Origin of the sequence: Sphingobacterium sp. HSC-15S19 (assembly GCF_050433745.1) — a bacterium.
Taxonomy (GTDB): Bacteria; Bacteroidota; Bacteroidia; order Sphingobacteriales; family Sphingobacteriaceae; genus Sphingobacterium; species Sphingobacterium siyangense.
In genome coordinates, this window is the sequence record NZ_JBNPWQ010000012.1 from 145,334 (window position 1) to 159,184 (window position 13,851).

Sequence of the window (13,851 nt, forward strand, 5' to 3'; positions counted from 1 at the left end):
CGATTTCTAAGGTTTATAATTTCACGTTTACACCAAAGCTTATGATCCGCTGTGCTGGATAGGCTGTACCTGATGAGATTTCTGGATCCAAGCGGCCATAGGGGGTAAAAGTGAACAGGTTTTGTGCATTTGCAAAGATGCGTACCGAAGATAGCTTTGCGCGCTTTGTCCAATCGAAGGGCAATGTATAGCCGACATCAAGATTCCTTACCCGAAGATATTCGCCCGAACGGGTCCAGTAGCTCGAAATATTTTGTGTATTGGTCGGATCGGGTCCCAGCGTCAGCCTTGGATAAGTTGCAGCAGTACCGGTCTCCGGTGTCCAACGTCCCAGCATATAATCAAATCCCTGTCCGTCGCCAGTATCCCCAAAGGAATAATCCGTTTGTTGGTAACTACGGTTTAATACCCCCTGAAGCAATACACTGAAATCAAAGCCTGCGACATTGAATCCTAAGGTAGTGCCAAAATATACGAGTGGTTTTGTATTGCCAATGGCCGTTTGATCGTACTGGTTGATAATACCGTCTCCATTCAGGTCCACCAGTTTTACATCACCAGGATACACCTTATTTCCCGATAACAAAGGTGCATTATCGGCTTCTTCCTGCGTTTGGATTAGCCCATTCGCACGGTAACCAAATGTCTGGCCTATGGGCATCCCCGTGCGCCTGTTCCAATTATATTGCTGAAAGACCTCGTTCATATACAGCACTTGGGTCTTCATCCGTGAGGCATTGGCGGTAATGAAATAGTTAAACTCACCGAAATTATTTTGATAGGTCAAAGTGATTTCCTGCCCCTCATAACGGTTTTTACCAATATTTTCATTCGGATACCCAATACCGATCAAGTCAATGGTCGATCCGCGCTGTTGCAATAAGTCAAAATAAGTATCTCTAAAATAGTCGGCTGTCAATTTCAGTCTTGAATGCCAAAAGGCAGCATCCAAACCGATGTTAAATTTATTTCCCTTTTCCCAGGTTCCTTCAATGTTGGCAAGCCCTTTTTCGATCAAGCTATTGGTGTAAGCATATTCTGAGCCGAAATCATAGCCGTTCGCTCCGTCCTGTCCATAAGAAGCTCGCCAGCTGTAATAACCTAGGGCGGCTTCGTTGGTATTTCCCGTCCGTCCAAATGTAGCGCGCCATTTCAGTTGAGAAAGCCAATCCGCTTTTTCCTTCAGAAAGTCTTCCTGCATCATATCCCAGCCCAACCCAAAAGCATAAAACAGGCCATATTGGTTTCCCGGCATAAAACGATTGAATCCTGAATAATTTAAGGCTACTTCAGCAAAGTACTTATCCTGATAGACATAGTTTGCTGTCGCCGCAAAGTTGGTGTAGATCGCAGGTAAATCAAACTGATAATTGGCCGTTTGCCTGTCCATAAACAGTTTGGCGCCGACACGATGTTTCTCACTCAGTTGTTTATCATACCCCAGCGCTCCCTGGAAATAGAAAAAGTTTGCTGTCGATGTGGTCGCAAATGAATTAGGCTGGTCGGCTATCGTTCCATACCGTACATACACGAGTTCTTTTTGCTCGTTATAGCTTAAGTCATACACCGGCTGTTGGCGATTCCGGTCGATAAGACTCGACGAAGTTGATGAAACATTTAACTTACCCTTTGCGTACAGTCCGGGAACAAATTTGTCAAGCTTGTAATTAAAATCCAGATTAGCCAGCAGGTCCCTCGTATTGTCCAACAGATAACCTGATCCCGTCGCAAGCTGGTACAAATTGCTCCGGTACACGGAGGAACCACCATAAGATTGGTCGGGATTAAAAATTGGATACGCGTTATTCGGTGTATTGTACAAGGTCGATAAGATCGTTCCTGTTTTTGCCCCCGGCTGTCTGCCATCCTGTATCTTTCCAAAAAACTGTAGTCCAATTGTTAAGTCATCAGTTACATCCACATCAATGGCACTATTGATGAGATAACGTTTATGCTGTACATTGGTCTCATAGTCAAATTTATCATCCGATTTAAATAGACCAGATTGGTTCAGGTAGCTTAGCGAAAGCGCATAACGTGCATTTTTGATTCCGCCCTTCACACCCAGGTTATATTTGGTGATCGGGTTATTGTCCCGCACGACAGCATCGTACCAATTGACATCAGGGAAAAACAAGGAATTGGTTCCATCCCTAAAGGCCTTAAAATCGTCCGAACTATACACAGGTTGGCGCCCTGCATTGAGCAATGCTTCGTTATAGAGATAGGCATACTGATAGGCGTTCAATGGCTGTGGCATTTTAAGCGATTGCTGAATTCCTGTTTGTGCTGTAAAGCTGATTCTTGGTGGTCCTGCCTGTCCTTTTTTCGTCGTTACCTGCAATATCCCTCTGGAACTCCGTTGTCCCAATAAAATGCTGGAAAGTGCATCTTTGACCACGGTCACCGATTCGATATTTTCGGGATCAATGGAATAGATATCCCGCTGTACACCGTCGATCATAGTCACCGGACTTTGTCCCCTTAAGTTGAAGCCGATTTCAGTATTATCACCGATGCTGGAACGGTATTTCACGGCATCCGAGGGAAGAGATCCCGCCAGATCATTAGCGGTAATTGCGGTCATGCTCGGTGACCGAAATCCGCTGACTTCCTGCGTAAACAGCCCCGGCAACCGGCCTGTAAGCGCATTTAAATACAAGGATGTCGGTACATCTTTGATCTGACTGTTATAGACTACCGAAACGGATCCAAGGAGCTCCGAACTTTTCTTTTTTTCATAGCCTATACGCAAGGAGTCTGCACTTTGAAGTACGGCCGGCACCAAAGACACCAGTTTTTCGGCACCTCCCTTTATCCTCTTTCTATAATATCCCGGATATTCCACCCATAAGACTTCATGCGTAAGATGGCCTGACGGGGAAAAATCTCCATTTTCATCAGTCTCACCGACAAGCTGCCGCCCGGCGTCATAGACCTTAGCACCTGAAATCGGCTTACCATATTCATCCACAATTTTCGGAAATTTCCCTATCGCCCGCTCCTCATTCCCTGAGGCTGTCTCGGGGAGCCGTGGATACCAGCTGGCCTGCGCGGTCTGTTTATCGGCAATCACCAACAATACACCGACAACACTTAATTTTATATAATGGTTAAACATTTGTCATTCGTTTATTAGGTTAGCAATCACTCACAGCGGAAGGTATATTTAAAAGGCTCATCCGTATTGCCATAACCGACACTTTTGGTTCCCGTAATGTCCGTATAGAAATATTCCAGCCGGGCGATATGTACATCTTTGTCGAGTTTAAAAAAACCACGTGGCCAAATATCAATGCGGTATTTCTTGCCACCGATGTCCGACAATTTGGTATCCGCTGTCTGCTTCTTGATTTCGGAAATCAGTTTTCCCGACGCATCCATCGCCTTAGCATGTAAATATATGCCCGCCTCCTGATCCAATACCGTATTGGTAACCCCAGCATCAAAAGTCAACGTAATGATATCGTTGTCCAGACTTTTGACAGGTTGTACAGTACCCAACTGGGGGTTGATAAAATCGATCAGATCGCCCTCACCATCGGTTACCTCGAAAGCATTTGAGAACGTAAATTTTTTATAATCTGTATCCTCCGGACGCAGATTTTCGATTGAAGAACCGATATAGAATCCCAAAGACAGCAACATATTTTCGGCGCCAACGTTACATTCGGCCTTCACCGTAAAATCGATATCTTCGTTATTGACAAAGGAATAGGCCTGTGTACTTCTAAAAACAATCCATTCCATATCATCCACCAGATTGGGGCCTATACCGAACATTTTCTTGGCGGCCTGATGCCAGCTCAGTCCCGATACAGGTTCGATTTCGCTGTCCGGAATAATACGCATGGTGCCATCTCCCTTTGGACTGGTAAAGGACATGGTCAGGTTTTTACGCGCATTCCATCCCTTGGGTACCATGATACCCGCGACTAGCTGGGTGCTATAATTACCTCCCCCCTGGATACGGGGCTCGGCCCCGCACTTCATCGTGAACGTCACCCTTTCATTTGCTTTTGCAGATGTAGGCACAGCTACTGAGATGGCTTTAAGACCGCATTGAGCTAAGAATATGGCCAAAAATAGCCCCATTGCCCAGTAGATATATGTCGAATAATGTGTGTTCTTTTTCATATATAAATAATTTGTTCTTTAAAGGCCACATGGAATATCCATATTAATTCGTCGGTGCTTGTGTTTTCCAACCCTGGATATCTCATATTTCTCCGTTTAAACGCTCACAATCATATTGATAGGTGTTGCTGCTGCAACCCAGGCTTATCACTAAGCTGAGCTGGCGTTTGCCCTTGACTACAGGGAATTGGAATTTGAGGACCACCTCCTCTTTACCCTCGGTTGGACTAAGCACAACACTAAAGGGATACTGTGGATCATCCAGACGGTACTTTCCCGAGCCGCTGACTACAAAAGGTAGATTATCAGCAATGGTATAGGTTCCATCGGCATTGAAATCGATCTTAAAATCTTCCAATTTCAAACGCTTACTCAGGTCTTCCCCGTTTCGAGTCAGCTGAGTTACTTGCCATTTTCCGGTAATATCTTTTTCGGCCTCTTCAGTGGGGATATTGCCCAGCTCATCCTTACAGGAATTTATTCCCATACATAGGGCCAGCATCAAGGACCATGAGCGTATCTTGTATATTTTCATCCGTTTAGTTTTTTTAATATCCTGGATTTTGAATCAAGTCTAAGGACTTCGCTACTTCAGATTGCGGGATGGGCCAGAGGTACATGCGTTTGTCAAAGACACGTTTTCGTACGTTGATGGTATTGTAGATTGTTCCCGCTGTTGTACGAACGGGTTCAGTCCCGTGCAGCTGTTTATTTTCCAATGATTCAGCCAACTTCCAACGGCGTACGTCAAAAAAACGATGTCCTTCAAAGGCCAGTTCTTTTTGTCGCTCATTCCGGATTATCTCACGCATGGCGTCCTTGTTTAGGCCAGTCGGCAATACAAAAGGATCCAACCCTGCCCTTTCTCGGATGGCCTCCACTGCCGCATAGACCTTCAGATCCGGGATCCCGAGCGATTCGTTGCGTGCTTCAGCATAGTTCAACAAAATTTCCGCATACCGGATAATTGGCAGACAGCGCGGCGTATAGGTATTGAACCAATCCGCGGCTACATCCCGATTGACCATTTTATAGGTATAATACCCCGTAGGCGTGCCCCGGTAAATGGCATCCTGCCCCGAAGTCACATTGTTTGGATTGGACTTATCGATATAGATATTGACTGGTCTCCGGGCCAATCCATCCCGGTGGAAGACCATCGACTGATCTCTGGTTACGGTATTCGCTAAGCGGGGATCGCGGTTTTTATAGGGGTTTTTCGGATCATATCCAGCATTGGGATCGTTAATAGGCAAACCATTACGCATCCCAAAAGCATCCACCGTTTCCAGATACGGATAAGCGCCGGGGTTGCTTACACCAAAAGTTGGCGGATTCCAGATACCTTCAAGATCCCGGTTGGAATCTTGCATTCTGGCGAGGATATATTCTGAGTTTTTGCGCAGTTGAAACAGCTGATAGAAGCCAAATCCAGGTTCGGGATCGTTGTTGACATACAAACTGTAATGTCCAGATTCAATGACCTGCGCTGCTGCCGCTTCGGCCCGCTGCCAGCGTGTTTCATCCACGACGGAATAGGCAACGACATCCTTCAACGCTCCCTCTGTTGTCACTGGGCTGCCATTGAATAGCGGGCTCGCAGCATAAAGCAGTAAGCGAGATTTCAACCCATAACAGGCTGCTTTACTGATACGTCCATAATCTTCGCCTGCGTGTTCCCATGGGAGATCCTGCGCGGCAGCATCGCATTCAGCTGCAATATAGTTCACACATTCATCGAACGTATTACGCTTAGCTGGGATAACATCACTTGCTGCGTAAACACTGTCTCCCATCAGTGGCACACCACCATAATGTTCCAATAAAATAAAGTAATAATAAGCTCTTAGAAACCGGGTTTCGGCTTTTACCCGCACCTTAATATTGGTACCAAAGCGTGTCCTATGCAGGTTTTTAAGCATAATATTTGCTCTACGAATATTAGTATAGGGTTTTGCCCAGGCATCATTGGTGATAATATTGGAGTTGACGGTACCCGTGGCAAACTGGATAAAGGTATTGATACTGCCGAGTCCAGCGCCTTCCGCTTCATCTGTACTGGCATCAAGCCCACCCCCACCAAAGCGCTTAGGCCAAGTCGCAAATCCAATATCACCATATATGCCCGACAGGAAGTTAATGGTATACGTACTATCTGAAAAAACGACCTCTTCATTCAGATCTGAAGATTGCGTCTGATCTAAAAATCCCTGTTTACTACAAGCCGCAAAGGCCAGGAAGGCCAGTGCGCAAAATGTCAATTGGCTTTTGTTCATAATTTTTTGTAAAACAGTAAAATAATTGGTTATGCTATCATTATACCAGCGAGCCTAGCCCGCTGGCATTAATTTTTTCAAAAGATCTAATCGATCGAACTTAGGGAAAATGGCCTCGAAGCCGTAGAAATCCCCCTTTCATAATTGGGTTTATCGCCCATGACAAAATGAAGCTCGCCCCCTTTCAGCAGATCTTCATAACGAATAAAATTTTTGTCGTAGGCTGCACCATTGAGCGTAGCTGATTGAATATAGACATGTTCCAGACTATTGTTATCTGCCTTGATGGTAAATGTTTTCCCGTTATCGAGACTGATGGTCACTTTTTTGAATACTGGACTCCCAAACACATATTCATCGGTTCCGGGACAGACACTATAGATCCCCATAGCACTCAGTACATACCAGGAAGACATCTGCCCTTGGTCCTCATCACCCGGATACCCCTTTTCCGTCGCATTATAAAGGCGCGATGTCACCATACGAGCATATTTTTGTGCTTTCCAGGGTTGACCGCTGAAATTATACAGATACGGGACGTGCTGCGTCGGCTGGTTGCCATGCGCATACTGCCCCATTTTTGACAACAACATTTCACGCATTTCATGGATTTCCTGCTTATAGCTACCGTAGTTGACACGTTGCTCCATGGTGAAGAACGTATCCAGTTTTGCATTAAACTTATCCACCCCACCGATCAGGTTGATCAAGCCATTCACATCGTGCATCACCGACCAGGTATATTGCCAGGCATTTGCTTCGGTAAAAGGTCCACCCCATTCTACAGGATCAAAGGGTTCACGCCATTGCCCATTGTCCAGTCGGCCGCGCATAAAGTTTACCTGAGGATCAAATACATTCCTATAGTTGTACATCTGCCGGGCAAAGATATTTTCATAGAATTTGTTGCCCGTCGCCTTTGCCAGCTGATAAGCACAAAAGTCATCGTAGGCATATTCCAATGTCTTTGCCGTACTTTCGTGAATATCGCCATAAGGAACATACCCCTTGGTAAAATACGCCTTCCACCCTTCGCGCCCATTTGATCCACCCCACAATCCTTTATTGGTCGCCTCATGGTAATAGGCTGCCAAAGCACTGTCGGCATCGAAGGTTCGGATCCCCTTCACCCAGGCATCCGTCAATAACGAGATGGCATGATTGCCAATCATCACGCCCGACATTCCAGGATTGGACCAGGTCGGAAAAAATCCGGCCTGCTTTTGTGCATCTAACAAGGACTGCATATAACGCCCCTGCATGGTCGGATGCAAGAGATTGCTCAAGGGGAATTGCCCACGAAAGGTATCCCAAAAACCATTATCCGTAAACATGTACCCTTTATGAATCTTGCCATCATAAGGGCTGAAATAATGGGGGTTTCCCTCCGGATCCATTTCATAGAACTTACGTGAAAATAAGTTGGCCCTGAACATGCAGGAATAAAATGTTGCCATCTCCGCTTCCGTCCCCCCTTCTACGCGCACGCGGTTCAGCAATGCATTCCAGGTATCAAAAGCTTTCTTTTTACTCACCTCAAAAGTATTGTGTCCGCCCAGTTCGCGTTTAAAATTAAGATCAGCCTGCTGAGGGCTGATATAGGATGACGCAATCTTCACTTCCACTTTTGCTCCAGGGCGGAACTCCAGATATCCACCTTTGCCTTTCCCTGCATCATAGCGCTGCCCGGCCTGGATTGTGCCCTTGACATTTTCCCAGGTGCCGTAAGCTTTAAAATCCTGATCGAAGGTAAGCACAAAATAATTTTTCATATGCTCGGGCACAAAACGCCCATTATGCACATACCCGACAATCTTGCGTTCCTCAGGAATTATCTTAATCTCGCTATCGCCCAAAAAGCCATCCAATAGCAAGAACGCTTTTTCCTTTTTCGGGAAGCTAAAGCGCATATGCGCCCCTCTTTCCACTGGACTCAGTTCCGCCTTGATGCCGTTATCAAAATTCACGGCATAATAATGCGGCTTAGCGATCTCATTTTCATGTTTGAAGGATAACGCGCGACGTTCCTCATTGACCTCCAGTTTTCCAATACCCGGCATCAACGAAAAGACCATATAATCCCCCATCCAGGGACTACATTGGTGAACCTGCTGAAATCCGCGTATGCTGTTTGCTTTGTATTGATATTTCCAGCCATCCCCATTTTTCCCCGTTTGTGCCGAAAAGAAATGCACCGCAAATGGCAGTCCTACCGTAGGATAAGTATTTCCATAGGACAGGCTCCATTCGGAATCGGTTCCCTGAAGCGTATTCACGTACTTTACCAGGTCCACCTGCTGCGCTTGCGCCTGGCTTAGCATCGCAAAAATCACTGTCAGATAAATACATAATCTTTGTTTCATAATCAGTTATTTAAATTTTCTATCATCTTAGAAGAATGTTCTTTAGTTTCAATGTTTCCTTTTCAGCATGACCATATTGCTTCCATAGCAGCTTCGCATTTTTTAATTGCTGTGCATGGGATTCCGTAAGCCGAACAAACTTTTCCTCGCCCGGCATCAGGGTAAAATAATTATCCGAAATCATGAGCGGCAAAATGCGTTCATTAGTTGCTGCATCCACCAGGCGTAAGCGATTACCAAATGATACTGTCGTTCCACGATTAAAAACCCGGAGGACGACACCGTCGGTACTGCCTATTTTTTTATAGTCAAATTCAAGTTTGGCTTTCGGCAAACTCGCCAGGCTGGTATAATCCAGCTCTTTGCGGCCATTTCGCCAATAGAAATTTTCAGATAGCAAAACTCCCTTTCTATCCTTTAGGGTAAGCTTGATGAAGTGTACATCGGACAAGGCTGTAGCTCCTTGTTCGCCATCAAAATTTAGCCGAAAAGCTTCCATCGCCACATTTGACTGTACGCTAGCGCTGGTTTGCAGCCCATATTTTTTGATCTCTTTGCCACTCATATCAAAGACCTGCGCCGAAATCCATACCGAATCAAGGCTCTTTAAGCTTGTATTGATCACCTTAACACTGTTGTTGGATGCATTCCATTGAATATGCACCGGCTCACAGGCCTTTTTCGCTCCCCAATAGGCGCCCGTTGCATCGTAATAGTAATCATAGGTCTGCCATACAAATGAAGGGTAGGCCGATTGGCTCATCCAGATCAGCATGCCTGCTGCGTCGTCCCAGAGCTTGTCGTTCCAGGCCTCATACATGCCCTTCATGACTTCGAGGTTAAGGTATTGCGCCTTTTCAGCAAATGCAGATAGGTCCATCGATTCGCCATACTGTTTATTGACAGCATTTTTATACTGGATAGGACTCGCGTTAGCAGCTTCCTTACCAAAAAAATGCCTGTTCCACACATTGTCATCTTCCGATTTGAGCTGTTCGTCCGTAGGTAATGGCCAGAGCTTGTCCTTTGGGATAAACTTCACGATACTTTCATAATTGGGAAAAGTAGCCGTTCCGATTTCCGTACGTAGGCCATAACCGTAGTCGCTGCTATAAGGGTAAGGCGGATCGTTCCAGGCTAGGTTGCTTCCCGAAGTTTCAAAATGGTGCCGTGGCGGCTGGTTGCCCCACCATCCGCTTCCCGAAAGACCATCCTGATTGGAACTGGATTTATACAGCCGATCATTGTGGTCCTCCGACGCCACAATAGCACGCAGGTAATTATCCAATTCAGGTTTTGGACGCGTTTCATTGGCTCCGCACCAGATCGCGATGCTGGCATGATTTCGCAACCGTTTTACTTTATCGAGCGCATTTGCTTTAAAATCATCATCATTGGCTACATCGTTATACGCCACATAAAGCCAAAAATCGTCCCATACCATCATCCCGTAACGATCGCAATAATCATAGAAAGCATCGTCCGTGATCGAGCCCGTCCACAAACGGATCATATTATAGTTCATATCCTTATGTAACTTGATCTTGAGACCGTACTCTTCCCCTTGGCAGCGGAGCAAGTATTCGCTCATTCCCCAATTCCCACCTTTGAGATAGATCTTTTTTCCGTTGACATAAAAATTCAGCACTGGCCATCCCGCCTTATTGCGTACATAATGGTACTCATATTTACGGATCCCAAACTGGATCTGCTTCTGATCCGAGATCTCATCACCAATTTTTGCGGTAAGCGAACAACTGTACAGATTCGGATCCCCATAACCATTTGGCCACCATAGCAGCGGCTGTTTGATCAAAAATTCCTTCACTTCCTTGCGGGTGATGTACACCTTTTGGGTGCTATGTGCCTCGACCCTCACTTTTTTAGAAAATCGGATATCCCCGGGCATAACGATTCCTTCCAGGGTTATTTCTTTGGCCTGATCGCCTGCATTTTTTAGATCGGTCGAAAAGTCCAGGTAGGCAAACTCGTTGCTTTCCAGGTCGGACCGCATCCAAGGATCTTCCATACTGACGTCGCCAGCAAAGCACAGCGATACATTGCCAGTAATCCCAGCCAAACGTCCCGGCACATAAGGCATCCAGTCCCAGCCAGCCGCAGCCAAGTACGTGGGGCTTGCCGTTACGCCAAAAGGTTCTTTTGCCGTACGTGTTTTCTTCTGGTCGGCATCGGTAATCAACACCGCGATTGCATTTTCCTGCCCCACACGCACGAGATCTGTGATATCAAATTTGCTGCGCAACATATGGCCACTGACATCTCTTGTAGCCCCTGCTACACCCGATAGCTTCACCCCATTGCAGAAGAAATCGGCATAACGGTTGGTATTGTCAAAATGAATCCACACACGTTGCCCTTTTTTATAGTCTGCAGGCAGGCGAAAGGAAGTACGGTACCAGAACGGACGGTTGAATAACTGTTCATCCACGCGGTAGATGTTGTCTGAAAAATTGGGATCTGGTACCAGTCCTTGATCCACATAAGCTGTGAAGACGCCCCCCGGAACAATACCGCGCACAGGGTCTTTCATCCGAAAATTGGGTTGTGCTATTTCCTGCCCTGAATAAGGCAGATCCGATTGCGGCTTTATTTCCCAACGAATTGCAGGATTATCACTATTGAGCGAAATCTCGCGTACTTGACCATAGCCAACAAGAGCAAGCTGTAGGAATAGCAGTATATATACTAGTCTTTTTTTCATTTGATCCCCCAGTCTTTGTTTGGATTAGGCCCCATATAGAGTTCCAAAGTTGCCCCAGCCACCATATCTTTAAAGTCAATGTAATTTTTAGCATAAGGCTTTCCGTTTAGGACTGCCCGCTGGATATATATATTATCCGCCGTATTATCGTGAGCGACAATGCGAAACCTTTTACCCGAGAAATAATTAGGATCCAGCTGAAAAGACAATTCCTGGAATATGGGACTTGTTATTTCAAAGCGTGTTGACCCCGGACAAGAGGGATGTATCCCCGAGGCGGCCAGCACATACCAGGCCGACATCTGTCCTACATCCTCATTTCCCACAATTCCCTCTACGGTATTACTATACGCTTTATCGCAGATGTAACGGGTCCATTTTTGGGTAAGGTAAGGCGCATCCAGATGATTGAACAAAAACGGAACTAAATGCACGGGCTCATTGGCGTGATTATAATAATCGTTCCAGCGCATATTTTCAGGTGTCTTCTCAAAAAAATCCGTTAGATCAGCTAAGGTCTTTTCTTTACCGCCCATCAACTGGATCATGCCTGGAATATCATGTGGCACAAACCAACCCTGCTGATATGGGTTACTTTCAATCGTACCATACCATTCTTTGGTTCGCGCATTTTCGGGCCACTCTTCCCATGATCCATCATTTTTCCTTGGTCTGAACCAGCCTTTTTCCGGATCGAATATCTTCCGATAAGCTTGACTTTTGGCCAAATAAACGTGTTCTGTTTCCGTCTTGTTCAATCCTTTTGCCAGTTGGGCTATGCACCAGTCGGTGTATGCATATTCAAGCGTATTTGAGATGCTTAATGCTCCAGAGCTGTAACCTAAAGAATCATTGCCAAATCTTTTGGAGGTATTGATTGCAAAAGTTAATGCTTTTTGTGCGTCGTAATTGCGTATTCCTTTCGCATGGGCATCTGCCAGTACCGATAGCGCAGGATTACCGATCATGCAGCCTGAATACGCATTTAATAATTCCCAGCGTTCAAAATAACCCTTTCCAGATTCATCAGCCAGACTGATCAATGAATTGAGCTCATCATTTACTAAGCTGGGGTTAATCAATGTTTGCAACGGAAATTGTGACCGAAAAACATCCCATCCACTAAAAATCGTCCGTTTGGTAAATCCCTCATTACGGTGTATTCTTTTGTCACCACCCGTATAACGTCCGTCTACGTCCGTAAAGATGCGCGGATCAATCATGGTATGGTACAATGAGGTATAAAAGATCGTTTTCTGGTCTTCGGTACCGCCTTTAAGCGCAATTTTGGACAGCTGAGTATTCCACATTGCTCTGGCTTCCCGACGGACGCGATCGAAATTCTTGCCTGCGATTTCCTTTTTAAAATTATTTTCGGCGCCCTGCATATCGACGAAGGAAATACCGACCTGTAGATTGACCTGCTCGCCCTGTCGGGTTTCAAATTCGGAGAAAACGCCAAGGTGTTTGCCTTCCATTTCGTTTTTTCCGGGCCATACCTTCGCTTCGGCTATCCGATTTTGGTAGTGTATGGATTGTACATCCTCACGCTTACGCGTCCAGTTGTCGGGGATCTCTGCCGACCAAATACCATATTTTTTTAAGGGTTTATCAAAGCGTGCATAAAAGTAAACGGTATAATCTGCCTTACCGTCGCCATCGCCCCAGCCACCGCCCTCCGGCGCACAGAGCATCCATCCCTGAATACTATAGTCATCGACTTTCCGGACATATTGCTGTATCGCAGTGCCGCCAACGCGACGTGCCAGGTCGATCTGGATACGTGATTCCTTACTTTGCGGAAAGGTAAAACGAAGCATACCGCTATGTGGGGCAGCGGTAGCCTCCACCCGTATGTTATACCGTTCAAGATCAACAGCGTAGTATCCAGCTTGAGCAACCTCACTGGATTTGTCGTAGGATGAGCGGTAACCAGTCAACGTACCATCCTCCTTTCCGGCGATGGTATGCAACCTACCGGTGGTAGGCATCACCAGAAAATTTCCGAGATCGCCATACCAGCCTACTCCACTCATCTGCGTGAAAGCAAAACCTTCCATACTGCGATGCTCGTAACTATATCCTGGGCTGTTATCACCGCCTGTAATCGTGTTAGGGCTCACCTGTACCATGCCATAGGGTGTCGTCGCCCCCGGAAAAGTCTTTCCCAAACCATGATACGTGCCTGCGGCGCCCACACTTGTACTCGCACCAATAAATGGATTGACATAGTCTGCTAAACTGGGAACAGAATGATAACGGCGACTAGCACACGATGTCGAAGACAGGATTAGCGCGATAACAAAACAAGATAGCAGTCCATATAATTTGTTCATATTGATTTATCGTTTCT

The 13,851-nt window shown here is 46.0% G+C and carries 7 protein-coding genes; all 7 read right to left on the reverse strand.

Translation table 11 applies throughout. From position 1 onward, the window contains the following. Positions 1 to 13: 13 nt before the first annotated feature. Entirely contained in the window at positions 14 to 3,121 is a 3,108-nt protein-coding gene (locus tag L1283_RS12025; RefSeq protein ID WP_312351884.1) for a SusC/RagA family TonB-linked outer membrane protein, read from the reverse strand. 26 nt (positions 3,122 to 3,147) lie between these two features. Continuing rightward, positions 3,148 to 4,137, reverse strand: a complete 990-nt coding sequence (locus tag L1283_RS12030) for a DUF4961 domain-containing protein (protein ID WP_429626125.1) — start codon at positions 4,135 to 4,137, stop codon at positions 3,148 to 3,150. An 82-nt stretch (positions 4,138 to 4,219) separates the two neighbouring features. Beyond that, complete coding sequence (locus tag L1283_RS12035) at positions 4,220 to 4,672, reverse strand: DUF5004 domain-containing protein (RefSeq protein WP_312351882.1); 453 nt, start codon at positions 4,670 to 4,672, stop codon at positions 4,220 to 4,222. A 13-nt stretch (positions 4,673 to 4,685) separates the two neighbouring features. Continuing rightward, positions 4,686 to 6,413: a RagB/SusD family nutrient uptake outer membrane protein gene (locus L1283_RS12040; protein ID WP_312351881.1), complete on the reverse strand. Its 1,728-nt coding sequence runs from the start codon at positions 6,411 to 6,413 to the stop codon at positions 4,686 to 4,688. Between the two features lie 86 nt (positions 6,414 to 6,499). Beyond that, complete coding sequence (locus L1283_RS12045) at positions 6,500 to 8,776, reverse strand: GH92 family glycosyl hydrolase (protein ID WP_312351880.1); 2,277 nt, start codon at positions 8,774 to 8,776, stop codon at positions 6,500 to 6,502. Between the two features lie 22 nt (positions 8,777 to 8,798). Further along, a complete protein-coding gene (locus L1283_RS12050; RefSeq protein ID WP_312351879.1) occupies positions 8,799 to 11,498 on the reverse strand; it encodes a glycoside hydrolase family 2 protein in 2,700 nt (899 codons plus the stop codon). Next, positions 11,495 to 13,834 (reverse strand): GH92 family glycosyl hydrolase, encoded by a 2,340-nt coding sequence (locus L1283_RS12055; protein ID WP_312351878.1) that lies wholly within the window; start codon positions 13,832 to 13,834, stop codon positions 11,495 to 11,497. The genes L1283_RS12050 and L1283_RS12055 overlap by 4 nt, the downstream gene beginning before the upstream one ends. Positions 13,835 to 13,851: the final 17 nt, after the last annotated feature.

Coding starts and splice junctions, on each gene's coding strand:
- L1283_RS12025 (WP_312351884.1), bottom strand. CDS start 3,121: ATGTTTAACCATTATATAAAATTAAGTGTTGTCGGTGTATTGTTGGTG.
- L1283_RS12030 (WP_429626125.1), bottom strand. CDS start 4,137: ATGAAAAAGAACACACATTATTCGACATATATCTACTGGGCAATGGGG.
- L1283_RS12035 (WP_312351882.1), bottom strand. CDS start 4,672: ATGAAAATATACAAGATACGCTCATGGTCCTTGATGCTGGCCCTATGT.
- L1283_RS12050 (WP_312351879.1), bottom strand. CDS start 11,498: ATGAAAAAAAGACTAGTATATATACTGCTATTCCTACAGCTTGCTCTT.
- L1283_RS12040 (WP_312351881.1), bottom strand. CDS start 6,413: ATGAACAAAAGCCAATTGACATTTTGCGCACTGGCCTTCCTGGCCTTT.
- L1283_RS12055 (WP_312351878.1), bottom strand. CDS start 13,834: ATGAACAAATTATATGGACTGCTATCTTGTTTTGTTATCGCGCTAATC.
- L1283_RS12045 (WP_312351880.1), bottom strand. CDS start 8,776: ATGAAACAAAGATTATGTATTTATCTGACAGTGATTTTTGCGATGCTA.